Source organism: Pedobacter sp. (assembly GCF_039594775.1).
Classification (GTDB): Bacteria; Bacteroidota; Bacteroidia; order Sphingobacteriales; family Sphingobacteriaceae; genus Pedobacter.
The window spans coordinates 378,879-403,492 of the sequence record NZ_JBCNMT010000001.1; the positions used below are offsets into that span (position 1 = coordinate 378,879).

Sequence of the window (24,614 nt, forward strand, 5' to 3'; positions counted from 1 at the left end):
CACTCGAAATGACGAAAAACGGTGCATACTACACTACGAAATCTTATCAAAACTAATCCCGGTATTTTTCTTTGCCAAGAAGCTTCTCAGCAAACTATTATTGGGGTTTTCTAAGTTCGGGTCTTGCTCAAAAATTTCAATTACGGTGTTTCGGGCCTCTTTAAGAATAACTTGGTCTTTTACCAAATCGGCTACTTTTAGCTCAACCGTACCGCTTTGCTGGGTACCAGTAATATCACCAGGGCCACGCAGCTCCAAATCTATTTCTGATATTTCGAATCCATTATTGGTACGCACCATGGTTTCTAATCTCTTCTTAGAAGTTGGATTTAGTTTGTTCCCCGACATCAAGATACAGAAAGACTGTTCGGCACCCCGGCCAACACGTCCCCTTAATTGATGCAGTTGAGAAAGACCAAATCGCTCTGCATTTTCTATCACCATTACCGAGGCATTAGGCACATTTACCCCAACTTCAATCACGGTAGTCGCTACCATGATTTGTGTCTTCCCTTCAATAAATCGTTGCATCTCAAATTGCTTATCAACGTTATTCAACTTACCATGAACAATGCTGATTTGATATTGCGGCAAAGGAAATTGGTAACTTAACTGTTCAATTCCAGCTTCGAGATGCAAAAGATCCAGTTTTTCACTCTCCTTAATCAACGGGTACACCACATACACTTGTCGACCTTTGGCTATTTCCTGTTTCATAAAACCAAACATTCGCATGCGTTGGCTCTCCAACAAATGTTTGGTTTCAATAGGTTTTCTACCAGCAGGCAATTCGTCGATCACCGAAACGTCCAAGTCTCCATACAAAGTCATAGCCAAAGTTCTGGGGATTGGTGTGGCCGTCATCACCAAAATATGAGGAGGAATGCTGTTCTTTCTCCAAAGTTTAGCCCGTTGCTCTACCCCAAAACGATGCTGCTCATCAATCACCACTAAACCTAGATTTTTAAACTTCACCTTATCTTCAATCAGTGCATGCGTTCCCACCAAAATATCTATTTCGCCATTCTCTAATTGCTCGTGTAAAACGGTTCTTTGCTTTTTGGTGGTGGTTCCAGTTAGGATAGCCACATTAGCCAGCTGACCTTTAAGCATTCCCACAAGTGATTCGTAATGCTGGCGTGCTAAAATTTCAGTAGGAGCCATCATACAAGCTTGGTAGCCATTATCGTTTGCTAAGAGCATGCTCATTAGTGCCACCACTGTTTTTCCACTACCCACATCACCCTGAACCAAGCGGTTCATTTGAGTTCCCCGCTGGGTATCTATTCTAATTTCCTTAGTTACTCGCTTCTGTGCATTGGTAAGATCAAAAGGGATAATTTCATTATAAAATTTATTGATACGTTCGCCAACATTATCAAACAAAGCCCCCTTAAACTTTAAGCTTCGTAAATGCTTGCTATGCAACAACTGTAACTGAATAAAGAAAAGTTCTTCAAACTTTAATCTGCGCTCAGCCTGTTGAAGCATATTGGCATTTGATGGAAAATGTATGCTGATGAGTGCTTCTTTTTTACCTATCAGTTTGTACTTATCTAAAATGTATCTGGGGAGCGTTTCTCTTACTTCGTTAACATGAAGTTCTAGCAGTTGATAAATGAGTTTCTGGATTCCTTTACTATCTAAAAAAGCCTTTTTCAGCTTTTCGGTCGAACTATAGATGGGTTGTAAGGTAATGTTACCCGCTACTCCGGTCTGTTGCCGTGGATAGTTCTCTAAATCTGGATGGGAAATACTGAAACTGCCGTTAAAGAAATTAGGTTTGCCAAAGGCGATGTAGGTATTACCTCTATAAATGTTCTCCTCTACCCATTTTAAACTTTGGAACCAAACCAATTCCATCCTTCCCGTTTCGTCTTCAAATTTGATAACGATGCGCTTCTTCTGTTTTTCTCCAATCGTCTCCTTGCTTATCACTTTCCCTATCACCTGCACTAAAGGCATATCAGGATTAAGCTCTGCTATTTTGTAAAAACGGGTTCGGTCTATATATCTAAAAGGATAGTGGTGCAAAAGTTGCTCGTAGGTAAAGAAACCCAGTTCCTTTTGAAGCAACTCAGCACGTTTAGGCCCAACGCCTTTTAGGTAAGCTAAAGGGGTTTCTAAATTTGAGGAGAACAAAGCCTAGTGTTTTCTTTTAAAGGTAAGCATATCTTTAATCATGTTCCAATTAAATAAGAAAACGGCAAATAGCAATAATAAATATGCCATCAACTGATGGATGTCGATTTTCTCATTGAAATAAACAATAGCTACCGTAAAAGCTATAATTGGGTTGATATAAATGATAATGCCCAAGGTTGACGAAGGAATTCCTATCAGCGCAAAAAGACTCAGGAAAAGTGGCACCACGGTAAATAAAACCGCTATTAGCACAACATTAAACCAAAAACTGGCTTCCGTAGGCAATTCTGTATGTTGATAGATAAAGAAGGGCAACATCAACAATACCGCAATGGTGATTTGTAAGGCCAGTACATTCAGTTTATCCAAACCTTGCATTTTACGTTGAATAATCAAGTAGAAGGCATACAGTGCAGCAATAATTACCGACCAAGCTACTTCTATCAATGAGCCTGTGGCTAGCATTAAAATACTAGCCGTTGCCAATAAAAGCGCAATAATCTGAATTCGGTATAAATGTTCTTTCAGAATGACAAAACCCCCAAAGGCGGTAATCAAGGGGCAAACCATATAGGCAAAGGCCCCAGACTTTATACTGATATTGTTAATGGCATAAATAAAAGTATACCAATTGAGTACCAAAAGCACCGTAGCACCAATAATCTGAATCAAAATGGTTTTCTTTTCCTTCGCACTACGTGACTTAAAATAGCTCCAGTCTTTGTTAAACTCCTTCCTCCTAAACAAGAAAATGGTTAACCATATTACCGCTAATGAGGTAAATATCCGGTAGTACAAAATCTGTTCTGAAGGATAAGATTTAAGGCTTCTCAGCGGAATAGCAAAGAAGCCCCAAATCACAGCAGCCAAAATTCCAGAAAAAAGATACTTTGATTTATTCGGGGTCAACGTTATGCTCTATATGCGGTGATAGAAATCTCAACATTCACACCCTTTGGCAAGCCTTTCACCGCTACCGTTTCTCTTGCGGGAAAATCGCTTTTGAAGTAAGCACCATAGATTTCGTTCACTTGGGCAAACAACGACATGTCTGAAAGAAATATGGTTGTTTTGATAATATGTTCAAACTCGTATTCTGCTTCGATTAACAATGCTTTGATATTACGCATCACCTGGTGAGTTTCCTCTTCAAGAGTAGCATTATTTAATTCATTATTTTCCGGGTTAATAGCAATTTGTCCAGATGCAAATAGAAAGCCATTTGCAACAATTGCCTGGCTATAAGGACCAATTGGTTCTGGTGCGTTAGTGGTATAGATTATTTTTTTCATTTGTTATTTTTTTGGATTATTCTATCTCCATCCAATCATCCCATCAATGACGTGGACTAATATTAGAATGGTTGTTATTTTAAAATAAAGGTGTCTATTAGCTTATACAAAATACCTAGAACAAATACAGTAATAGCGATATAATTAATCGCACGCATAATCTTTACATTTTTATTTGAGCTTTTGGGAATTGGCATATACAAATCTAGGTATAAAAAAAAGGCCCCGAAAATTTCGGGGCCTTTTTTATAATGTTCTTACTAAGAAATATTAGTTTCTTGAAGACTCAACACGACGGTTTTGGATACGGCCTTCTTCTGTATCGTTAGAAGCAATTGGTCTGCTCTCACCGTAACCTTTAACAACAACGTTGCTAGCGTTAACGCCTGAGTTTACTAAGTAAGTTTTAACAGAGTTAGCTCTGTCTTTAGATAACTTCATGTTGTATGCAGCAGTACCTTCGCTAGAAGCGTGACCAGCTACAGTCACTTTACCACCGTTTTCACGCAAGATAGAAGATAATTTATCTAAAGTTGGATAAGATTCAGTTTTCAACACTGAGCTGTTGAACTCAAATTGAATAGTTTCGAAACCAGTTACACCTGTGTTAGGAGTAGTTACTTGAGTTGTTTGCTCAGGAAATTTGATTGTACGACCTGAACCATCAACAACAGCACCTGGAGCTGAATTAGGCTCTTTATCGAACATATCAGCTACACCGTCACCATCGCTATCTTTTTTCAAATCTTCAACAGATTTTTCAACGTTAGCAACACGGTTTTTCAAAGCCTCAACTTCTTGACGTAACGAAGGATCTTTCAACTCATCATACATCATTGCTAGAGGGTTAACCCAATCCAAGTTTGGTTTAGATTTAGAACCTAATGAGAATTCTAAACCAGCTGAACCATAAGAGAATTTATCTTTAGAGATAGATTTGGCATAAGATCCATCAAGGTTATCACCATCAACAAAGTTCATTGTATAAGCTAAGTTGAAAGATACACGATCAGAAACTTTAAACTTAATACCAGCACCTACAGGGATGTAAGCTTCTTTGATGAAATCTTTATCTCTATCAGAACCAAATTTACCTTTGTTGTCAACGCCATTTACTTTTGGATTGTAAGCAATCACACCATAACCAGCAGTTACAAAGAAGTTAACAGAGTTTTCACGACGTAAGAAGTCAACAGTTGCTACGTTAACAACACCTCTTAAATCAGCTGAATACTGAATATCAGTTTCAAACTCTCTAATACCACCAACTGCACCACCAGGAGCATCCTTGTTAGTTCCAGAAAGTTTACCACGGAAAATGTTACCTTCTAAGCCAAAAGCATGACCTAATTGCTTACGTAATGAGATACCGTAACCTAAGTTTACATCCCAGTTAGTAAAGTCGTTCGATCCGCCAGTTAATACAACAGGGGCTAAAACACCTCCGTTAATCCCCAAAGACCATGTTCTGTACTGCGCTCTACCACCAAATACCTTGGCAGAAGAGGAAGTTGCAGGAGCATCCTGAGCACTAGCAAGAGAAGAAACTCCTACTAAGGCTACTAAAGAAGCTGCTACACCCTTTTTTAAAGTAGAATAATTCATAATTTTCTTTTTAAGGTTAAACAAAATATTTATTGTATAATTTTTTGCAACACAAAATTAAACAAATTTTTATAATCTCAAAACCCTACACAAACTCCGTTCCAAAGATAGAATTTGCTCAAAAGTGTCAAGAGAAATATAAAATATATACTGATTTACAAGCTATTTAAATAAAATTAACAAAATTTAACTAAAAACAGAATGCTCCTATACCCTTTGGGCTCATTTTGCACATTTGTGTACAACCAGTCCTAAATTATATACAAATGTAGACACTTGCTACAACATCCGCTCTACAAACTGGTACATATTAAAGTGTTTGCTGGCCAACTCTTCCTTAATTAAGGTAAGAATCTTATTCTTATCAATGTCCTTCATTCGCTTATTTTGGATTAGCCTAAATGCTTGTTCAGCTAAAAAATATTCTATTTTAGTTCTGTCAGACGGCCCTTCATTCAAAATCCAATCACATAGAGAGCTTATACCAACATTTTTATCTGCTACAGTTTTAAAAACTGGAATTTGTTGTTGTTGCTCTCTTACCATCTTCTGAAGGTTATTAGCAAAACCATCTGCCCCTTCTCTATCTGCCTTGTTCACTACAAAAGCTTGGGCTACCTCCATCAAACCTGATTTGATATGCTGTATCTCATCCCCTGCTTCTGGCACCAGAACCAGAATGGTCTTATCGGCTAGTCCCGCTATTTCTATTTCAGACTGGCCAACGCCAACCGTTTCGATAATGATCAAATCAAAATTGCTAGACCTTAACACATCAACCATTTCGATCGTTTTCGCAGAAACACCTCCTAGCGAGCCTCTAGTAGCCACAGACCGGATATATACATTTGGATGATTGAAATGTTTGGCCATTCTGATTCTATCACCTAAAAGAGATCCGTAATTGAACGGCGACGAAGGGTCAACCGCAAGAATCGCAATACGTTTGTTCAAACCGCAAAGTTCATCTGTTATTGCATTCACTAAAGTACTTTTTCCTGCTCCTGGAGGTCCCGTAATGCCCACAACAGGAACGGCTCTGTTAATTGAAAGCGATTTCAATAAATCTGAAGCGGGAGCAATATCATTTTCAACCAAGGTTAGCGCTCTAGCTAGTGCCAAAAAATTTCCTTCGGCTATTTTGCTTATCAGCTGATTTAGGTAAACCTGTACAGAATCCATATCCACAAAGAAACAGAAAATCTATTAGATACATTAAAACAGTAAATATAATGTAATGACAGAAGATTTTTTAAAAAGCGTAACTTTGTCTTCTTTTATACATTTAGATGAAAATATATTTTAGGTTATTATCCTTTGCCAAACCCATCGAAAAGTTTGCTATTCCATATATCATAGCAACTATGCTATCGATTTTATTTGGCACATTAAACCTTGCGTTACTATCCCCTCTTTTCGAAACCCTACTAAAAGCCAATAATTCTGGAGTTAACGCTAATACGCCAAAAAAGGAAGCCGAATCTTTTGAGATCTTAGCGAAATTTAGAGAGTTGGTAAATGATTCTGTCAATACCATCGGTGCCGAAAAAACACTAGCATACGTTTGCTTAGTTATCGTTTGCTCCGTGCTACTCTCCAATTTATTTAAGTATTTCTCTCAAAGAACAATGGAAGATTTGAGGGTACATACTTTGTTAAACTTCAGAAAAAGGGTTTTCAACAACGTAATGAACCTACATGTAGGTTACTTTAGCAACGAAAGAAAAGGCGACATCATTTCGAAGGTCGCTTCCGACGTACAGGTAGTGCAGTTCACGGTAACCAATACGCTACAAGTGGTGTTTAAGGAGCCCGTGACGCTTATCGTCTACATCGTCTTGCTACTGCTCATCTCAGTTAAGCTAACCTTATTTTCGTTATTGGTAATCCCAATATCGGCCTTTTTAATTAGCAAAATTGTAAAACGATTAAAACAACAGGCCAAAGAAGCCCATGAATCCTTTGCTAAAATGATAGGCTTTTTAGATGAGGCGCTCGGCGGTATTAAAATTGTAAAGGCATTCAATGCGTCGGAACGCATTAAAGACAAATTTAATCAGGAGAACATCTTCTATTCTAACCTTACCCGTAAAATGGTCCGTAGACAACAATTGGGGTCTCCTGTTTCTGAGTTCTTGGGTGTATTAATGGTGGCCATTATTGTTTGGTATGGCGGAACATTGATTTTACATAACGAAAAAGATGCACTAGCTGCAGCTGATTTTATTACCTACATTGCTGTTTTTTCTCAAGTGATGCGCCCAGCAAAGGCTTTAACCGATTCATTCAGTGGTATCCATTCAGGTATTGCGGCCGGAGAAAGGGTCCTTGATCTTATTGACACCAAACCTGAAATTACCGATAAAGCGGAAGCGAAAGAATTAGGTATTTTTAATGATTCGATAACATTCCAAGATGTTAGCTTTTCTTATGGAGAAAAACAGATTTTAACAGACATCAATTTAAAAATAGAAAAAGGCAAGACAATTGCATTGGTGGGGCCTTCTGGCGGCGGCAAGAGTACCTTGATGGACTTGCTCCCTCGTTTTTATGACCCGAAAAACGGCAAGCTGTTAATTGATGGAAATGAATATCAAGATTTGAAAATAGAAAGCATTAGGCGTCAAATGGGAATTGTGAACCAAGAATCATTTCTTTTCAACGATTCTATTTTTAACAATATTGCCTTTGGCAAACCTGATGCAACCGAAGAAGAAGTGTTTATGGCAGCCAAAATTGCCAATGCCCACGACTTTATTCTTAATACAGAAAATGGCTACAATACCAATGTAGGCGATCGCGGCAATAAGTTATCGGGCGGACAAAGGCAAAGAGTTTGTATTGCTCGTGCTGTTTTAGCTAACCCGCCTATTATGCTATTAGATGAAGCAACTTCAGCATTGGATACCGAATCGGAAAAACTGGTACAAGAAGCACTGAACAATCTGATGCAAAACAGAACGTCTGTGGTTATAGCTCACCGACTAAGTACCATACAACATGCAGACCAGATTGTAGTAGTTGATAAAGGAAGGATTATTGAGCAAGGCTCGCATACCGAACTGCTCGCCAAAAAAGGGCTTTACTATCGTTTAATAGAAATGCAAACGTTTAATGAACAATAACCCGCAGCCACTGGTTTCAATTGCAGTATGTACTTATAATGGCCAACGATTTCTTGTTGAACAACTAGATTCACTAATTGGTCAGAGTCATAGCAATACTGAAATAATAGTGGTTGATGATTGTTCCAAAGACAATACACTTGTCATCTTAAGGCAGTACGAAGAAAGGCATACAAATTTCAAAGTATATCAAAATGATCAAAATTTAGGGTATATCAAGAATTTTGAAAAAGCCATTTCTTTATGCAATGGCGATTATATTGCTCTTTGTGACCAAGATGACATTTGGGATTTAAACAAAATTGAATTGCAATTAGCAACTATTGGCGATTCCGCTTTGACCTATCACGATTCGGAATTTGTAGATGATAGGGGACATTCCCTTGGTAAAAAGAAATCAGATTTACTCAACATGTATGAAGGAGACAGCAATGTCCCTTTTCTCTTTTTCAATTGCATATCTGGGCATGCCTGCCTTTTTAACAGAAAGCTTGTTCCTTACTGCCTCCCTTTTCCTACCGAGATTTTTCATGATAGATGGCTTGCTTTTACTTCCATAAACAACGGCGGCATCATTTATCTAAATAAAACATTGGTAAAGTACAGACAGCATGAAAACACCGACACCAATATTTTAAAACTTAAAAAAAAGGACAGGAAGCCGCCGGTATCAGGTCATGATAAGATGATGAAAATTCTGAATGAGCTTTCCCGTTTTGGCGATTATCCTTACCTGAAACAACCTCATAAAATAAGAAAACTACATCACGCTTATCTGGCTTGGGTTAATTCTTATTTTTGTTGGTCTTTGCCCGCATTCATGATTTCAAATTACAGATTGTTATTTTTTATCCCCAAAAAAGGGCTATTAAGTAATCTGAATTTTATTATCAAACACTTTTTTGGAGGAAAATTTAAGAGCGGCCCTTCTTCCTAAAATCATTAACGGCCTTCATATAGGCACTCATAAACGGTTTCAGTCCATTTTTTTTGATTATCTGCAAAGCGTGCTTAAAATTGAAAAAGCCTTCTTCGGCAATGAAATAACTATGGGGTCGTTTTAACAACCGAATATTTTCCTTCATCAGTTTTTTTCCTTCTTTTGAACCAAGCACCAGCATTGCATCGCTAATATAAGTTTGAAATAGATACCGGACCATGATTTCATTCAGATACATCTTTTTCAAGTTTTTACTCATGCTCGTGTGATGTACCCTAACCATACAATAGGCCTTTTCATCATCCAAATACCCAAACTTAAAATACATTGCACTTTTAAACCAGTATTCCCAGTCTTCCAAGCTAGTAAGTCCTGTATTAAAATCGCCCACTTTTTCTACCACTTCTCTTTTAATAAGCGGTGAATTTACAGGCATAATATTCTTATTCACCAATTGCCAAAGCTGCTCAGCTGTAGACCTATCATTTAACCTGATAATCCATTTTTGTTGAGTGAGGTCCAAACTCCTATACCTCTCCTGAATGTTATTATTGGTAAAGTAGTAAGTATTGCAATAGGATATCCCCAAACTTTTATCCGTCGCAAAATGTTCCAATTGCAACTGGATTTTATCTTCAGAAATTAGATCATCAGCATCTAGGAACTGGATATAATTTCCAGAGGCCTTCTTAATTCCTGCATTCCTAGCTGCCGACAGCCCTTTGTTTTCCTGATAGATGTAAATGATCCTAGCATCTACTTCGGCCAGTTCTAAAACTAAAGCTCCAGTGTCGTCGGTTGAACCGTCATCAACAACAATAGCCTCCCAATGCTCATGTTTTTGTGCCCGAATTGAATTTAAAGTCTCTATAATAAACCCTGCGTAATTATAGCTTGGGATAATAATAGAGACCAATGCATTAAGCGACATAGTATGGAAAAATAAAAGTTTTAGCTGATTGTTTTAACAAGTGTAGTCTTTAACCACAAATGTATCAAATTTGGATAAAAAGGCTAACAAATAACAATGGTCTAACGGTAAACAAAAATGACTATTTTTACCTCAGTAAAGAAATTATGAATAAGAGAATTAAAAGGATACTGGAAAATATAAAATCTATATTGAAATATCCTGCAATACATGCCGTACTTTCCAAAAAGAATACGCTCTATTTCTTTTCCTATTCTTGGTCTTTTGGGGGAGGCGAAAGAGTTTATGTAGACATGCTAAATCTCTTCAAAGACCTGCAACCAATTTGCTTTATTACAGGCACTTCTGTTACTGATGGATTTAGAGGAGAATATGAAGCGGCAGCGCACACGATTAACCTAAACCGTTGGGCACAAAAAAAAATACTGAAAGGCTATCTTTTAAAAAAAATGGCTCGTGCTATAAACAAGCAAAAAAATCCCATTATTGTTGGTTGGAGTAGCGAGTTTATGTACGAGATGATTCCTTTATTGGAACCTCACGTAAGAATTATTGACATTACCCATAATTTTACAGACAACGGCAAAGGACTAGAACTGAAAACACTTCCATACGTACCTAGAATAGACCAAAGAATAGTAGTTTCCAAAGGCTTAATACATCAATTTGAAACCCTTTACAAGACCAACAATATTTCCGAAAATTATCTGGACAGGATTATTTTTATCCGAAATAAAATTCCTTTCGACAATTTTTTCCCAACAAAAAACTACGATTCCAATCTTGAGATCGTTTTTGTAGCTAGGAATAGCCCTGAAAAAAGAAGTGATATCTTCATAAAAGTGGCAGAAAAGTGCCATGAAGAAAACCTTCCTGTTACTTTTAAAATGATTGGTGATTACGAACCAAGTAAAATAAAAGCTCCTTCAAATGTAGAAATGGTGGGCATAGTTAACGACAAAAATATTATAAACGAACACTACAAAAATACACATTTACTACTGCTGACTTCTCAGAGAGAAAGTTGGGGCCTTGTTATTTTTGAAGCAATGAATTTTGGAGTAGTTCCGATATCAACTAATGTTGGTGACCTGCCTTATTACATTTCTAATGAAAAGAGCAACGGAGTATTAATTAAAAACGCTGACGATAATGAGCTATTGGCAGAACTATTTACAAAAGAGATCAAACAATTTTGCAATGACAGACCGAAACTAAAAAATTTTAGCATCAATGCCTTTGAAACCATTAAAGAGCTAGCACAAAAAGAAGACTTTAATCAGGTGTATAAAGATGTAATATTGGGAGAGCTTAAATAATTAACAACAGATGAACAACATTAAAAGCCCTACCGTTACCGTTTTCATGGCCGTTTATAATGGGGAAAAATATATAAAAGAGGCCATAGAAAGTGTGCTTAACCAAAGCTATACCGATTTTGAATTATTAATTGTAAATGATGGGTCTACCGATGGCACACTAAATATCATTGCTGGATTTGTAGATCCAAGAATCCGTTTACTACATAACGACGGTAATAAAGGGCTTACCTATACTAGAAACCACGGTGTAAGAGAAGCTAGGGGAAAGTATTTTGCCATATTGGATAGTGATGATATTGCTATGCCAAAGCGCCTGAAGCTTCAAGTTGAATTTATGGAAAACCACCCTAGCGTTGCAATCTGTGGTGGCCAAGCGGTATTTATAGATGGTCAAAGCAATGAAATGACTGGATATAGAGTGCCTATAGGCGAGAACATTTCACATTGGCTGGTGATTCACAATGCGTTTATTAATTCTACGCTAATGATCAAAACCTCGGTAATGAGAGAAATGGGCGGATACAGAGAGATGGCTCCTGCCGAAGACTATGACTTATCATTTAGAATTTCGTTTAAGTACCAAGTGGCAAACTTGAGTGAGAAGCTTGTTGCTTATAGAGAACATGGCAATAACATATCAAGATTACAAACAGAAAAGTTAAGTAATGCGGAATGTCAGATTATAGAACATATTCATAGCTGTTTAAACATCCCGTTAGATCAAGAACTTATTAAAATTCATCACAATGTACTAAAGTACAATGTAGAACAAACTAGTATAAACGATTTTGAAAGGCTTCTTGAAAGACTTCGAGCTGCCAATATTGAAGTCAAAGCCTATGCTGTTCAACCATTTAATAAGTTCTTATTCGAAGCTTGGTTTAACATTTTACGAGCAAAAAAGGAAAGAAATATCGTCACCTTATTCTTTAGAAAACCCTTTTTTGATTGGTCATTTGTAACCTTTAAACAGTTAAGGAAGATCTTTAAACAATCGTTCTTTTCATATTTATCATTTTTGAAGAAATAAGTTTAATGAAAGTTGTAAAAATCTTAGGGGGGCTTGGCAACCAAATGTTTCAATATGCATTTTATCTTGCACTAGCCAATAAATATAATAACGTAAAAATAGATATCAGCGATTTTAGAAATTACGAATTACATAATGGTTTGGAGCTTGAAAATGTCTTTGATATAAAACTACAAAAAGCTTCAAGATTTATAACCGAACTATTAGACCCGTCTTATAGAGCATGGGGCTATCGAAAATTAAGACGGATATTAAATCTAAAAAACACCCTTGTTGTTGAGCAGAATTTCTTTTCTTTTGACAAGCATATATTAAATGACCCTAAAAGCAGAATTTATTGGGGCTACTGGCAAAACACTCAATATTTTGAGCATGTAGCCAATAAAATCAGGAAATGCTTTATGTTTAAGAAACCACTGACAGGTAAAAATCAGCAAATTGCAGAAATAATTAGCTCTTGTGAAAGTGTGAGCATTCATATCAGACGAGGTGATTATATTGGTCATGATTTATTGGGCGGAATATGTGACTTAGACTATTATAAGCAAGCTATTTCAGTCATAGAAAACCGTGTTATAACCCCAAATTTCTTTATTTTTTCGAATGATATCGAATGGTGCGAAGAAAACTTAAATATTAAAGATGCTCACTATATTTCTTGGAACAAAAACAATGATAGCTATATAGATATGCAACTAATGAGCTTATGTAAGCATAATATCATTGCAAACAGTAGTTTTAGTTGGTGGGGGGGGTGGCTTAACTCAAATGAAAATAAGATTATAATCTCACCAAAAAAATGGACAAATAATTCAGTGAATACTCTAGCGCTAGAAGAATGGATAAAGTGTTAAAAAGATTGTTAATCTATCAACTTCATTAATTTCTATTTCCTACAATCCATTTAAACCTGGTTTTATTGATGAGCATGGTAACGAATAAACTTAAAGAATATGCGACCAGGAATCTCACAAAATGATTTGCTGTATTTTCCCAAATCCCAAACTTTTTTACGTCTATATGCATAGGTTGAAGTATCAGTTTAAATACCCTATCAATGATTACAAAGTGGAGCAAGTATATGCCAAAAGTGGTTTCCCTAGGCTTAAGTTTATCTTTCAGAAACTGAATATTCCCAATTTTTAACAAAAGAGCAAACATGGCGAAGGAGTATAAAATATTGGTAACGCGTAGGGTATTGTAAGAATCAGAAATTCCAATTCTGTTCAGGTTCATTGATTCTAAACATGCCAAACAAAAAGTTAATGCCACCGCAGTAATTAGAACTGCATATGATTTCTTCTCTATCCAAGCCATCACGGTGGTGAAATATTTATTCAAATATACTCCCAGCCAAAGGTAAAATATGAAGCCAAATAATGCTGCAGCATGCAAAGTTTCTACCCAACCATAATAAAGGTTAACACTATAAAACAATGACATGATAGCCAGTATTACACCGAACCAAATCTTGTAAAGATACTTCTTGAATAATAACAGAATGGTGATACAAAATAGAAAATTGGGGATGAACCAGAAGCTGGTAAAGAAAAAGCTTCTAAAAGACAAATGGCCTAAGTATCCAAAAAAATTATCGACAATTTCACTGCTACCTCCCTTTATATAGGCCACATATCGATCCAAACAAGTTAGCAATATCAGCAATATGGCCCAAAACAGCCATGGCTTTACCGTGTTGTTAAATCTATTTTTTAAATACTGTAGGGTGGAGTATTCTTGAAATTTATGGTTAATTAAAAAGCCTCCAATTAAAAAAAAGGCAATAGTACTGAACTTAAAAGATTGTATAACGCTTGCTTCTACGATGGTATCAAAAACATTATGATATATATTAGGAGGAACGGCCGAACCATGTTCCCAAACAATACCTATCATAGAAATACACCTGATAGTATCCACGAAATCGAAATTCTTCTTTTCCGTTATAGTATTTATTTCACTCATCCCTGCAAATCTCTACAAAAAAAGCATTCCGGTATCATTTTAGAACGCCTTTAACATTCTTTAACGATGTAAAAGTTACAATAACTCCAAAAACACACCAGATCAACCTCTAAACAAAACCTTAAAGGGCATCTAGCTAATTACCACCTATCTAAATTATTACATATATTTGCAGTTCTATAATTTTCTATCACTACTAAAATGAAGTTTTTAATATCCGCTCTTTTCTATATCTTTTTTATAGGGATATATTTTGATGCGGGTGCACAGGGAATGGGCGTAAGCTGTCCAGAATCTGCGCAGTATTATTCAAAGGATAGTATCAATGTCATCACTTTTGGAGCCAGTACTGTTGAAGGGGTAAAGGGCCTGGAATTTCAATCATACCTTGCACAAAACTTCGGCAGATGCTATGTGAACAAGATGATAAGAGTAGAAAAGTATGGGGTTGGCGGTGAAACAACAGGACAAAGTTTATTCAGGTTAAACAGTGCTATTGCTGGAAAAACAGGCTTTGTTGTAATATTGGTTGGCGCAAATGACGCAGTAAGAATAGAAGCAGGCAGACAATCCATTGCTGAAACTGAAGCCAATATGAGGACAATCATAAACACTGTTCTAAATCAAAAATTAATCCCGTTAATTTGCACTCTTCAATTTTTCGATGACAGAAATAACGCTAGATTAAGACGAGTAAACAATGTCATTATTCAAATCAATGCGCTCTATAGGAAAATAGTCCAAGAAAATGGAATTTATCTGGCAGATATCAATAGAGTTTTTAGACGTGATTTTTCTCTTTATCAAGACGATGTACACCCTAATGCTAGGGGCTATCGTTTAATTAGCTATGTAATATTTGATACGATAAACAAAATAATTGCTGAAAGATTTTTACAGTTTACGGTATCACAGAATTATCCAAACCCTGCTATAAATGGATACACTTCTATAGACCTTGTAATGCCTGAGTCTGATAAAATAGAACTTAAAATTTACTCTATACAAGGTAAGTTAATGTCATTCCCTATAAATGAATATTTAAACACAGGAAAACACGTAGTAAAGTTAGATTTAAGCCAGCTTCCCGCAGGCATCTATATTTATAAGATTACCTCTTCTTCGGGCTTATATTCCACCACAAAAAAAATAATCGTTTCGAGATAAGATATTACTTTTGCTGTTTACTATAAAATCATTTTTTTGAGATGACATGAGTAAAAAAGGGAGCGATAATATCGCTCCCTTTTTTACTCAGATGAATTATAATTGAGGTACATAAAAAACAGTTTCGCCGTATATCCATCCGTTTTGCAAATATGGGTAGTCATTTTTGTTTATTGTGTAAACAAAATCTTGAGCTACCGGATGATAATAATAATATACGGGCTGCGCGCCACTAACTTGAGAAGCATATGCATAAAAAGCGATACCGCCTTCTTGCCATCCATTTTGCAAGTAGGGATAATCATATTTATTTATTGTATAGGCGTGACCTTTTGCTACTGGATGATAAAAGGAATATACAGGCAATGTACCTGGTACTTGAGAAGAATACGCATAAAAGGAAATACCACCATCTTGCCATCCGTTTTGTAAGTAAGGATAATCATTTTTGTTTATTGTATAGGCGTGATCTTTTGCCACTGGATGATAAAAAGAATACACCGGTTCAGGCACTAGGCTTATCTTATTACTCAATAAATACTGTATAACGTAAGTTTTAACTAATTCGCTTTTTATCGGGTCTGAAATCAAATCCCAAATTGGAATTAAGCCATCTTGCGCAATATCTATCATCTCAGCATTTAGTAATGACGAGCTATTTTCCCATTGTGCTGTACTAATTACAGGCAATGTGCTACCTATTGCTAGATTTCCAAATAAACTTGCTGAGGGTTCCCCTCCTATAGCTTTAAAAGATAACCTCTGATTCGTATTATCGGTAGTTTCGTGCGTTGTTGTCGTGTTTTTCGTATTAATTGAAAATATTCCAAGCACATTTATATCCATGCCTTTGGTAGCTGCTTCCTTACGATCCGACTTATTTGTCTCTGCACGATAGGCGATATCTAGCTTCGCTCCTAAAATAATGTCCTTTAGGATATGTGTTCCATAAGCGCTTACAATAGATTGGGGACTTCCATTTTGAACATCTGCAATAAAACTAGGTGTAAGATATTGTTGCAACAATGCTTTGTCTGCATTTAACTTAACTCTTTTTTGTTGGATTTTTAATGCGTATCCACTATATATATATTTAGAAGAGTGCGAGCTAGTATTGTCAAAAAAATTATCAATATTTGCTTTAAACAATGGAATTGCAGCAGCTTTAGGATCTGCATTCGCAGGCGCTGTTGGATCCTTAATTGACAATCCAGCCCCTAATTTATCTGTTAGTGCCGATAGGTAGGAGATTGCATTTTCACCAGCAATAACTTCCCCATATTTCTTACTTGACAAATCCCATTCTACTCTTGTTGGATGTTCTGCTTTTAGTCGTTCAATATCTATAACAGCAAATTTTCCAGCACTTGAATTTGCAAATTCTCCTGTCACATCGTAACCATAACCTAACAAATCGTTTTTACCATCTCCAGCAGAATTTACACCAATACCTCCTCCAGACAATTTTTTAAATGGAGCGGGTAAATTTTCAGGACTATTTTGAAGCTCACTTTTTGAGCAGGAAACAAGCAGTAAGCCCGTTAAAATGGTTGTTAGATAATAACGATTTTTCATATCTTGAAGTTTTGCCCAAAGCTAGGCTCATTCTTTTTAAATTATGACAACGAATGTTTTACATCTTTTTAAAAAGAAAATGACGATTCTTGCAACAATTATCTATACTATCATGAAATATAATTGCACTTTTAATATTGATATTGGAAACACTCTGAGAAAGTTTAGAAATATAAATAAGCTGTCTCAGCAATATGTATCAAATCATTTAGATATAAGTCGACAGGCCTACCTTCGTTGGGAAAAAAACAATGTCGATTTTTCGATTTCTCAATTAAAGAAAATAGCCGACTTATATAAAGTTCCCCTTCACATGATTATTATGGAAGCTTATACTCCTCATAAATTAGAAACTTCGAAAGTATAGATTCAACAAAAAAGGAGCGACAAAATCGCTCCTTTTCTATATCAAATAAATTGTATTTATAATTTACGTTTTACTTCTACTTGTTCGTAGGCTTCTACAATATCTCCCACTTCAATGTTGTTAAAGTTTTGGATATTCAAACCACATTCGTAGCCTTTGGTAACCTCTTTCACATCGTCTTTGAAACGTTTCAATGAAGCTAGTTCACCTGTGTAGATTACTACACCATCACGAACGATACGGATTTTGCTATTTCTGGTAATTTTACCATCCAACACCATACATCCTGCAATGGTACCCACTTTAGAGATTTTGAAAGTTTCTCTAATTTCCACGTTAGCCACAATTTTCTCTTCGAATTCTGGAGCCAACATGCCTTCCATTGCTGTTTTAATCTCGTTGATGGCATCGTAGATGATCGAATACAAACGAATATCGATTTGCTCTTGTTCTGCCAACTTACGTGCTCCCGCAGAAGGACGAACTTGGAAACCGATGATAATCGCATCAGAAGCAGAAGCTAACAGTACGTCAGATTCTGAAATCTGTCCTACACCTTTGCTGATGATATTGATTTGGATCTCTTCGGTAGAAAGCTTCAATAGTGAATCTGCCAAAGCCTCTATAGAACCATCTACGTCACCTTTGATGATCAAGTTAAGCTCTTTAAAGTTTCCAATCGCTAAACGACGACCAATCTCTGCAAGGGTAATATGTTTTTGTGTACGTAAGCCTTGTTCGCGCATCAACTGCAAACGCTTGTTGGCAATCTCTCTGGCCTCGGCTTCACTCTCTAAAGCATTAAACCTATCGCCCGCCGTAGGTGCTCCAGACATACCCAATACCTGTACCGGTACCGATGGGCCTGCCTCGTTAACTTTAGCGCCACGTTCATTAAATAATGCTTTTACTCTACCGCTATAGCTACCCGCTAAAATTGGATCTCCAACTTTTAAAGTACCACCCTGTACCAAAACCGTAGTAACAATACCACGTCCTTTATCCAAGGTAGCTTCAATAACTGTTCCCGTAGCACGTTTGTTAGGGTTTGCTTTAAGTTCTAACAATTCAGCCTCTAACAATACTTTATCTAGCAACAAGTCAACGTTTAAACCGCTCTTACCAGAAATTTCTTGTGATTGATATTTACCACCCCAATCTTCCACTAAAATATTCATGACTGATAACTGCTCACGTATTTTATCTGAATTGGCTCCTGGTTTATCAATTTTGGTAAAGGCAAATACCAAAGGTACTCCCGCAGCTTGTGCGTGATTAATTGCCTCTTTGGTTTGTGGCATCACCGCATCATCCGCAGCAACCACAATGATTGCAATATCCGCTACTTTAGCACCACGAGCACGCATGGCCGTAAAGGCTTCGTGACCTGGCGTATCTAAGAAAGTAATTTCTTTTCCAGCACTGGTGGTTACTTTATAGGCACCTATGTGCTGTGTAATTCCCCCCGCTTCTCCAGCTACCACATTGGCTTTACGGATATAATCCAGTAATGAAGTTTTACCATGATCCACGTGACCCATAATGGTTACCACAGGAACTCTTGGTTTCAAATCTTCTTCTGCATCTTCCTCCTCAATGTTGATATCTTCTTCTTCGTCTGGTTTTACGAATTGAACTTCGTAACCAAACTCATCAGCAACGATGGTTAATGTTTCTGCATCTAAACGTTGGTTAATTGACACGAACATACCTAGGCTCATACAGGTTCCAATAATTTTGGTCACCGGCACATCTATCATGTTTGCCAATTCGTTGGCCGTAACAAATTCTGTTACTTTCAACACCTTCGATTGCAATTCTTCCTCTAAAGCTGCTTCTTCCGCAGAAAGTGCTACATCATCTCTTTTTTGACGACGAAGTTTAGCTCTTTGGGCAAATTTACCAGACTTACCTGCTCCGCTTAAACGGGCAAGTGTTGCCTTAATTTGATCTTGTATTTCTTTCTCAGTTGGTTCCTCCTTTGGAGCATTGCCAGCTGGCGAATTTCTATTTCCTTGATAACCTGGACGGCTATTGTTTCTATTACCTTGGTAACCACCTCCTTGACCTCCGCCTGAACGGTTATTCCCTCCTTGATAAGGTGGTCTTTGACCGCCTCCTTGTTGGTTATTTCCAGGTGTTCCTGTACCTGCCTGACCTTGTTGATGTCCTCCAGCACCAGGAGCACCCGGTGTTTTTTTGCGCTTACGCTTACGTCTAGCAGCTTCACTATCACTAGAAGAGGCTACAGGTTGGTTTCTTCTATCAGGAGTAGTTGGCAATTCAATTTTACCAATAATATTTGGACCTGATAATTTTACCGATCTGGCTTTAATTACCTCATCTTTTGGCGCTTCAGGTTTCGCTGGCGCAGGAGCAGGTGTTGGCGTAGGGGCTGGTGCAGGTACTGCTACAGGTTTTTCCTCCACAGGTTTCACTGGTTCGGGCTTGGCTGCTACAGGTTCCTCAACCTTAACTGGTGCTGCAGGTTTTTCTTCAACCTTTGGCGCCACAGGAGCTACTGCCTTTTCCTCTTTAGGAGCTGGCGCAGGGGCTTCCTCTTTTTTAGGCTGACGGCTTTTGGGATTCAGATTGTTAAGATCAATCTTACCAATAACTTTTACACCTGGCAACGAAGAATCATCCGCATTTTCAGCAGGCTTGTTCTCTACTGGTTTTGCAACTTCCTTCTCAGGTTCAGCAGGTTTTTCCGCGGCAGGTTTCTCTACAGGCGGAGTGTATTGATGAAGGTTTTTAATCAAAATACCTTCACTTTCGAAATCCTGATTTCTCTTTGCAGGTTCAGAAGCTTTCTCTGTTGTTACTTCAGGTTCATCACGACGAATTTTGCCAATAACTATTTGGTTAGCCTCCTCTTTAACTATTTTATCTCCCTGAAACTCTCTCAACAAGACATTATACATCTCTCCAGAAAGCTTAGTATTGGGCTTATTATCCACAGCATAGCCCTTCTTACCAAGGAACTCTACCGCGGTAGCTAGTCCTATGTTAAGCTCTTTTGCTGCTTTTAATAACATTATTGTTTTGTCGTCTGACATTTATTATCCTGTTTTTTCTAATTATACAAAAGTAACGTTTATTCTTATTAATTCAAGTATCTGATGTTTATTCAAATTCCGACTTCAGAATAGCAACTACTTCTTTGATGGTTTCTTCTTCCAGATCGGTACGTTTTACAAGCTCATCTAAAGATAGGGATAATACGCTTTTTGCTGTATCAAGACCTATCGCTTTCAACTCGTCGATGATCCAACTATCTATTTCGTCCGAGAATTCTTCGATATCCACATCCTCGTCTTCTTCATCAGCTTCGCGATATACATCGATTTCGTAACCTGTTAATTTGCCCGCAAGCTTAATGTTGTGGCCGCCACGTCCAATTGCCAATGATACTTGATCTGGTTTTAAGTATACTGACGCATGTTTGGTCTCGTCATCTAATTTAATAGAAGTGATTTTTGCTGGACTTAATGCACGTTGTATATACAACGAAACGTTATTGGTAAAGTTAATCACATCGATATTCTCGTTTTTCAACTCTCTCACAATACCATGGATACGAGAACCTTTCATACCCACACAGGCTCCTACTGGATCAATTCTGTCGTCGTATGATTCTACCGCAACTTTAGCTCGCTCTCCTGGTTCACGAACAATTTTCTTGATGGTGATTAGTCCGTCAAAAATCTCAGGCACCTCCAATTCGAACAAACGTTGTAAGAATTCTGGCGCTACCCTAGAGATAATAATTTTAGGAGTGGCATTCACCATGTCAACCTTAGAGATTACCGCTTTCACAGAATCTCCCTTTTTAAAGTAGTCGGCAGGAATTTGCTCTGTTTTGGGCATCAACAATTCGTTTCCTTCGTCGTCAAGCACCAAAGTTTCCTTTTTCCAAACTTGGTAAACTTCACCAGTTACAATTTCACCAACTCTATCTTTATATTTCTTGAAGATTTCGTCTTTCTCTAATTCCAACACTTTAGAAACTAACGTTTGACGAGCTGCTAAAATAGCTCTACGCCCGAAGCTCTCTAAGGTAATTTGCTCGATGTAGTCGTCGCCAACCTCCAAATCAGCATCATACTGATGCACCTCTGCAAGCTCAATTTCTAAATCATCGTCCTCCGAAAAACCATCTTCCATTACTTTTCTGGTTCTCCAAATCTCCAAATCTCCGTTATCCGGGTTCACAATCACATCGCAGTTTTCATCTGTTCCGTATTTTTTACGCAACATACTGCGAAACACCTCTTCCAATACGCTAATTACTGTAGGGCGGTCGATATTCTTAAAGTCCTTAAACTCTTGAAAAGAATCGATTAAATTAATATTGTTCATTTTTACTTAAATGAAATTAAAACCTTTGTTTCTGTTATATCGTTTAATGCAATTTGGCTGCTTACCAATTGCACTTTTTTTCCTTTTTCTTTTACTTGCTCCTCAATGGTAATGACGTTTTCGTTTACCTCCACCAATTTGCCTTCTTTCTTATCGCCATTGGTCAGTTTAAGCCCCAACTCACGTCCAATATTTTTAGCATATTGTCTATGTAGTCTTAATGGCTCGCCTACGCCAGGAGAAGAAACCTCTAAATTATAGGCTGTTTCAATTGCATTTTCCTCTTCTAGATGGAAACCTACATGCCTGCTAATGGCCACACAATCTTGTATACTAATGCCCTGATCGCCGTCAACGTGGATAATTAATTTATTGTTTGGGAGCATTTTTACATCCACCAAAAACAAATCTGGCCTATCCGCAATTTTTTCTTCTACCAGTTCGCTAACTCTCTTTTCTACTTGCATTGTATTATTTTTTGCTAAATAAAAAGAGGGGACACTCGTCCCCTCTTTTCTTGTTTTGCTCTGCAAAGATACAAAAATAATTTAATTTAAAAAATCAATGCTTCTTAGGGTGAATGCCTTAGAAAAGAAAACCAGAAGTTTTAATGTTCCATTATTGGAGCACTGCTTGGCATTTTTGTAGTTTTAGCCTCTACAATTTTATTTACCCTTCCCATCAGCCAAATACTGATGATGCTAATCACCACAATTACATAGGCCACCATATCATAATGTTCCAAGGGCTGCCCCTTGCCTTTTGAGGTAACAATAAGTCCCGCAGCAATAGAAGCCACTCCACCTGCAATTTGTTGTAACGAGGTATTAATGCTCATAAAAGCTCCCCTGTCCTGTGGTTCGGGAATAGCCGAAGTAAGCGCTTGCGAAGGAATCATACGGCTCATTACACCCATCATCATCAACACATTGATCAAAATCACTACTAAAAAAGGAGTAACCGAGAGGTTGGTGTAAATCACGCACATCAGCATCATCCATAACGAGGCTACTGTAAAAATCTTCAGCTTACTTATTTTATCACTCAACTTTCCAATCATAGGAAGGATAATCAATGAACTTAGCCCTGCAACCATGAAAAGCATAGGCAATTGGCCTTCGGTGATTCCAAGATTATTGACAGCAAAGGCGCTACCAAAGGGCATCATCATGAAACCTCCAATGGAAAGCAATGCCGTTGAGGTAAAGCCGATACGATGTTTCTTTTGCTTAACAGTATGCCATAAATGGGCGAGGGCTGTTTTTTCTTTCTTAAGGAAAAGGTGTTCTGTTACTGGTCGCAATTTGATGGCAATGAAAAACGCGGTAGTAACTGCAATACCAACTACCAGCCAAAATGGAGCTTCCCAGCCCCAAAGGTTAGCTAAATAAAGCCCAATAGGAACTCCCAATACCTGACTTGCCCCAAAAGCCATTTGCACAAACCCCATTACCCTGCCACGTTGTTGCAAGCTAAACAAGTCGGTGATGATGGCCATGCCTATAGAACTGATTACCCCACCGAAAATGCCTGTAATGATGCGAGCGGCTACCAACTCCACATAAGTATGAGCCAAGCCACAAAAAACAGTGCCTAATATAAAGCCTGCATAAAAAAACAACAGTAATTTTTTGCGATCAAATTTATCTGCAAAACCTGCGGTTAACAGTCCCGATACACCGGCGCTTAATGCATAGGCCGAAACTACCACCGCAAACTCTTTTGGGCTAAGGCTCAAAGATTTCATTAGGATATCACCCAAAGGAGACATTACCATAAAATCGAGAATGACAGAAAACTGCGTTAGCGCCAATAATAAAATGACGAGTTTCTGATAACTGGTAAATGTGCTGGTTTTTTGCTCGGACATTGGGAGGGGTTTAGCCGCCAAAGATAGTAATCCTAAGCACTACTTATCCATTCTTAAAGAGAGAAATGGGAATTATCTTTCCAGTCTTTCCTCCTGCAGTTTAGGCTTGTGCCCCAAATCAGATTGTAGAATATCTTTGGTTTTTCCAAAGCTTGAATTCAGTACCGTTTGCACCATATAAGCGGTTCCTTTTACAAAAGGTTGCCGGGGTGTAAAAACAAGCGTTTTATCCACTACCTCCAAATTCCCTTTGATCAAACTGTCTGCTTTATTCTCTTGACCCACCACCTCTACACTCAGCAAGGTTTCTGCAAATGCGGTATCCTTTAAATATTTTCGAAGCTGAAAAAGATTGGCATCCTCTATACCGCTAAGCACAATTTTGGTGCTATCGCTAGAAAAACGAATATCTAAACTTTTATCTTCCTTGAAAAAACAAGAGCTCAAAACTAAACAACATGTAATAATTAGTGTTATTTTGCTAAACATTTAACGAAGTTACTATGATTAAACTACTTTTAGAAGTACTATTAATGGGTCTTGCCGTATTGATCGGAGCTTATTTAGTACCCGGCGTTAGTGTAGATGGCTATGGAAGTGCTATTATTGCCGCTCTTTTAATTGCCGCAGCCAATGCTACCATAGGCTTGATCCTGCGGGTATTTACCTTTGTCCTCAATTTTTTAACCTTAGGATTGGTATCGTTCATCATTTCAGTATTGATGATTTTGTTAGTAGATAGCTGGATGACTGGTTTTAATACCTCTGGATTTTTCTCTGCGGCTATTCTGGCAATTGCTGTTACGGTAATCAAAATGATTTTGGATGCAGCCTTTGGCACTTCCGAATCATAAGCATAAAAATTCGCCTCTTCTTCTGTGTTTGCTGAAAAAGAGGCGAATAATATATAACGAAAGC

General features: G+C 37.5%; 20 protein-coding genes. 7 read left to right on the plus strand and 13 right to left on the minus strand.

All coding sequences use genetic code 11. From position 1 onward, the window contains the following. Positions 1 to 33 precede the first annotated feature (33 nt). The 5 genes from recG to meaB all read right to left on the minus strand — a co-directional run bounded on the left by recG (position 34) and on the right by meaB (position 6,224). The gene (gene recG, locus ABDV71_RS01730; protein WP_343530697.1) at positions 34 to 2,142 is read right to left on the minus strand and encodes an ATP-dependent DNA helicase RecG; all 2,109 of its coding nucleotides are present in this window, start codon (positions 2,140 to 2,142) and stop codon (positions 34 to 36) included. Between the two features lie 3 nt (positions 2,143 to 2,145). Further along, the gene (locus ABDV71_RS01735) at positions 2,146 to 3,054 is read right to left on the minus strand and encodes an EamA family transporter (RefSeq protein WP_343530698.1); all 909 of its coding nucleotides are present in this window, start codon (positions 3,052 to 3,054) and stop codon (positions 2,146 to 2,148) included. A gap of 2 nt (positions 3,055 to 3,056) precedes the next feature. Continuing rightward, a complete protein-coding gene (locus ABDV71_RS01740; protein ID WP_343530699.1) occupies positions 3,057 to 3,437 on the minus strand; it encodes a RidA family protein in 381 nt (126 codons plus the stop codon). A 270-nt stretch (positions 3,438 to 3,707) separates the two neighbouring features. Next, complete coding sequence (locus ABDV71_RS01745) at positions 3,708 to 5,042, minus strand: OmpA family protein (protein WP_343530700.1); 1,335 nt, start codon at positions 5,040 to 5,042, stop codon at positions 3,708 to 3,710. 279 nt (positions 5,043 to 5,321) lie between these two features. Continuing rightward, complete coding sequence (gene meaB / locus ABDV71_RS01750) at positions 5,322 to 6,224, minus strand: methylmalonyl Co-A mutase-associated GTPase MeaB (RefSeq protein ID WP_343530701.1); 903 nt, start codon at positions 6,222 to 6,224, stop codon at positions 5,322 to 5,324. A gap of 107 nt (positions 6,225 to 6,331) precedes the next feature. On the opposite strand from meaB, the gene ABDV71_RS01755 reads away from it, so the two are divergent. Continuing rightward, complete coding sequence (locus tag ABDV71_RS01755) at positions 6,332 to 8,167, plus strand: ABC transporter ATP-binding protein (RefSeq protein WP_343530702.1); 1,836 nt, start codon at positions 6,332 to 6,334, stop codon at positions 8,165 to 8,167. Beyond that, positions 8,157 to 9,104 carry a glycosyltransferase family 2 protein gene (locus ABDV71_RS01760; protein WP_343530703.1) on the plus strand — a complete coding sequence of 316 codons (948 nt, stop codon included), beginning with the start codon at positions 8,157 to 8,159 and terminating at the stop codon, positions 9,102 to 9,104. The genes ABDV71_RS01755 and ABDV71_RS01760 overlap by 11 nt, the downstream gene beginning before the upstream one ends. Here the strand turns inward: ABDV71_RS01760 and ABDV71_RS01765 are convergent. After that, complete coding sequence (locus ABDV71_RS01765) at positions 9,082 to 10,038, minus strand: glycosyltransferase family 2 protein (RefSeq protein ID WP_343530704.1); 957 nt, start codon at positions 10,036 to 10,038, stop codon at positions 9,082 to 9,084. The genes ABDV71_RS01760 and ABDV71_RS01765 overlap by 23 nt on opposite strands. 146 nt (positions 10,039 to 10,184) lie before the next feature. Here ABDV71_RS01765 and ABDV71_RS01770 point away from each other — a divergent pair, with 146 nt between their 5' ends. Genes ABDV71_RS01770 through ABDV71_RS01780 form a run of 3 tightly spaced genes read left to right on the plus strand, consistent with a single transcriptional unit; the run spans position 10,185 to position 13,244 of the window. Continuing rightward, complete coding sequence (locus ABDV71_RS01770) at positions 10,185 to 11,357, plus strand: glycosyltransferase family 4 protein (protein ID WP_343530705.1); 1,173 nt, start codon at positions 10,185 to 10,187, stop codon at positions 11,355 to 11,357. 10 nt (positions 11,358 to 11,367) lie between these two features. Continuing rightward, positions 11,368 to 12,390: a glycosyltransferase family 2 protein gene (locus ABDV71_RS01775; protein WP_343530706.1), complete on the plus strand. Its 1,023-nt coding sequence runs from the start codon at positions 11,368 to 11,370 to the stop codon at positions 12,388 to 12,390. 5 nt (positions 12,391 to 12,395) lie between these two features. Further along, the gene (locus ABDV71_RS01780; protein ID WP_343530707.1) at positions 12,396 to 13,244 is read left to right on the plus strand and encodes an alpha-1,2-fucosyltransferase; all 849 of its coding nucleotides are present in this window, start codon (positions 12,396 to 12,398) and stop codon (positions 13,242 to 13,244) included. Between the two features lie 25 nt (positions 13,245 to 13,269). On the opposite strand, the gene ABDV71_RS01785 is transcribed toward ABDV71_RS01780, so the two are convergent. After that, positions 13,270 to 14,355: an acyltransferase gene (locus ABDV71_RS01785; protein WP_343530708.1), complete on the minus strand. Its 1,086-nt coding sequence runs from the start codon at positions 14,353 to 14,355 to the stop codon at positions 13,270 to 13,272. A 201-nt stretch (positions 14,356 to 14,556) separates the two neighbouring features. Between ABDV71_RS01785 and ABDV71_RS01790 the strand changes: the two genes are divergently transcribed. Then, the gene (locus tag ABDV71_RS01790) at positions 14,557 to 15,522 is read left to right on the plus strand and encodes an SGNH/GDSL hydrolase family protein (RefSeq protein WP_343530709.1); all 966 of its coding nucleotides are present in this window, start codon (positions 14,557 to 14,559) and stop codon (positions 15,520 to 15,522) included. Positions 15,523 to 15,618: 96 nt separating this feature from the next. On the opposite strand, the gene ABDV71_RS01795 is transcribed toward ABDV71_RS01790, so the two are convergent. The 6 genes from ABDV71_RS01795 to ABDV71_RS01820 form a co-directional block, all read right to left on the minus strand. Next, positions 15,619 to 17,097, minus strand: coding sequence for an MAC/perforin domain-containing protein (locus tag ABDV71_RS01795; RefSeq protein ID WP_343530710.1), 1,479 nt, complete (start codon positions 17,095 to 17,097; stop codon positions 15,619 to 15,621). 423 nt (positions 17,098 to 17,520) lie between these two features. After that, entirely contained in the window at positions 17,521 to 20,523 is a 3,003-nt protein-coding gene (gene infB / locus ABDV71_RS01800; protein ID WP_343530711.1) for a translation initiation factor IF-2, read from the minus strand. Positions 20,524 to 20,590: 67 nt separating this feature from the next. Beyond that, positions 20,591 to 21,826 (minus strand): transcription termination factor NusA, encoded by a 1,236-nt coding sequence (gene nusA, locus ABDV71_RS01805; RefSeq protein WP_199132310.1) that lies wholly within the window; start codon positions 21,824 to 21,826, stop codon positions 20,591 to 20,593. Positions 21,827 to 21,828: 2 nt separating this feature from the next. Continuing rightward, on the minus strand, positions 21,829 to 22,293 hold the full coding sequence (gene rimP, locus ABDV71_RS01810) for a ribosome assembly cofactor RimP (protein WP_343530712.1): 465 nt from the start codon (positions 22,291 to 22,293) through the stop codon (positions 21,829 to 21,831). Positions 22,294 to 22,433: 140 nt separating this feature from the next. Next, positions 22,434 to 23,696: an MFS transporter gene (locus tag ABDV71_RS01815; protein ID WP_343530713.1), complete on the minus strand. Its 1,263-nt coding sequence runs from the start codon at positions 23,694 to 23,696 to the stop codon at positions 22,434 to 22,436. A 72-nt stretch (positions 23,697 to 23,768) separates the two neighbouring features. Beyond that, positions 23,769 to 24,143, minus strand: coding sequence for a hypothetical protein (locus ABDV71_RS01820; RefSeq protein WP_343530714.1), 375 nt, complete (start codon positions 24,141 to 24,143; stop codon positions 23,769 to 23,771). 59 nt (positions 24,144 to 24,202) lie between these two features. Here ABDV71_RS01820 and ABDV71_RS01825 point away from each other — a divergent pair, with 59 nt between their 5' ends. After that, entirely contained in the window at positions 24,203 to 24,550 is a 348-nt protein-coding gene (locus ABDV71_RS01825; RefSeq protein ID WP_343531555.1) for a phage holin family protein, read from the plus strand. Positions 24,551 to 24,614: the final 64 nt, after the last annotated feature.

Excerpts from the sequence above, each read along its gene's own strand:
- ABDV71_RS01760 (WP_343530703.1), top strand. The coding sequence starts at position 8,157 with ATGAACAATAACCCGCAGCCACTGGTTTCAATTGCAGTATGTACTTAT.
- ABDV71_RS01780 (WP_343530707.1), top strand. The coding sequence starts at position 12,396 with ATGAAAGTTGTAAAAATCTTAGGGGGGCTTGGCAACCAAATGTTTCAA.
- ABDV71_RS01740 (WP_343530699.1), bottom strand. The coding sequence starts at position 3,437 with ATGAAAAAAATAATCTATACCACTAACGCACCAGAACCAATTGGTCCT.
- ABDV71_RS01765 (WP_343530704.1), bottom strand. The coding sequence starts at position 10,038 with ATGTCGCTTAATGCATTGGTCTCTATTATTATCCCAAGCTATAATTAC.
- ABDV71_RS01775 (WP_343530706.1), top strand. The coding sequence starts at position 11,368 with ATGAACAACATTAAAAGCCCTACCGTTACCGTTTTCATGGCCGTTTAT.
- meaB (WP_343530701.1), bottom strand. The coding sequence starts at position 6,224 with ATGGATTCTGTACAGGTTTACCTAAATCAGCTGATAAGCAAAATAGCC.
- nusA (WP_199132310.1), bottom strand. The coding sequence starts at position 21,826 with ATGAACAATATTAATTTAATCGATTCTTTTCAAGAGTTTAAGGACTTT.
- ABDV71_RS01790 (WP_343530709.1), top strand. The coding sequence starts at position 14,557 with ATGAAGTTTTTAATATCCGCTCTTTTCTATATCTTTTTTATAGGGATA.
- rimP (WP_343530712.1), bottom strand. The coding sequence starts at position 22,293 with ATGCAAGTAGAAAAGAGAGTTAGCGAACTGGTAGAAGAAAAAATTGCG.
- ABDV71_RS01770 (WP_343530705.1), top strand. The coding sequence starts at position 10,185 with ATGAATAAGAGAATTAAAAGGATACTGGAAAATATAAAATCTATATTG.
- ABDV71_RS01745 (WP_343530700.1), bottom strand. The coding sequence starts at position 5,042 with ATGAATTATTCTACTTTAAAAAAGGGTGTAGCAGCTTCTTTAGTAGCC.
- infB (WP_343530711.1), bottom strand. The coding sequence starts at position 20,523 with ATGTCAGACGACAAAACAATAATGTTATTAAAAGCAGCAAAAGAGCTT.
- ABDV71_RS01785 (WP_343530708.1), bottom strand. The coding sequence starts at position 14,355 with ATGAGTGAAATAAATACTATAACGGAAAAGAAGAATTTCGATTTCGTG.
- ABDV71_RS01755 (WP_343530702.1), top strand. The coding sequence starts at position 6,332 with ATGAAAATATATTTTAGGTTATTATCCTTTGCCAAACCCATCGAAAAG.
- ABDV71_RS01795 (WP_343530710.1), bottom strand. The coding sequence starts at position 17,097 with ATGAAAAATCGTTATTATCTAACAACCATTTTAACGGGCTTACTGCTT.
- ABDV71_RS01815 (WP_343530713.1), bottom strand. The coding sequence starts at position 23,696 with ATGTCCGAGCAAAAAACCAGCACATTTACCAGTTATCAGAAACTCGTC.